This window comes from Myxococcus sp. CA039A (genome assembly GCF_013336645.1).
Classification (GTDB): domain Bacteria; phylum Myxococcota; class Myxococcia; order Myxococcales; family Myxococcaceae; genus Myxococcus; species Myxococcus llanfairpwllgwyngyllgogerychwyrndrobwllllantysiliogogogochensis.
Genome location: NZ_JABUMQ010000743.1, coordinates 1 through 565 on the forward strand (window position 1 = coordinate 1; position 565 = coordinate 565).

Below are 565 nucleotides of genomic sequence, written 5' to 3' on the forward strand. Positions count from 1 at the left end.
GTCTATCAACGGTTCTTTGAAAACTTCAATTCGGATTACCTGGAGGAACACGTCTCGCTGGACGATGCGCTGAGCGCCAAGGCCATGGAGGACCACGCGAAACGGGCGATTCCGGGGCAACTGGCGGCCGCACAGGAGGAAGTCAAGCGAGCGCTCCATAGCGTCCGCATCCGCTCCGCCTGGCGCGTGGAAGGCACGCTGCGGGAGTACCCGAAATTCGAGCCGGTCAACATGTGGTTCCAGTATCCGATCCACCGCGTCGACGATGTGGGCAGCCTTAAAGATCTACAACCACCGGGTGAGACGGAGCCCTGGAAAAAGGCGATCGAGAAGCGGAAAGAATCAGCTCAGAAGGAACGACGTAGCAAAGAAGCGCAGTTTGAGGACGCGGTGAATAACTGCAATTTTGGCGAACCTCCGACTGTAAAAGACGTCGTCGAATGGTTTGGAAAGTCCGGGAAAGAGGTTTCCGAACGGACCATAAGAGACTGGATCAAGCGATATGGATACGTTTTACAAGACGGCGTAATCATCAAAGACAGCGGCGACGATCATGATTAATACC

General features: G+C 54.7%; 1 protein-coding gene. It reads left to right on the forward strand.

The window, feature by feature from the left end; genetic code table 11:
• Window positions 1-561 (forward strand): hypothetical protein (locus HR086_RS47370; RefSeq protein ID WP_217442255.1); only part of this gene is annotated, 561 nt, incomplete at its 5' end.
• Window positions 562-565 lie beyond the last annotated feature (4 nt).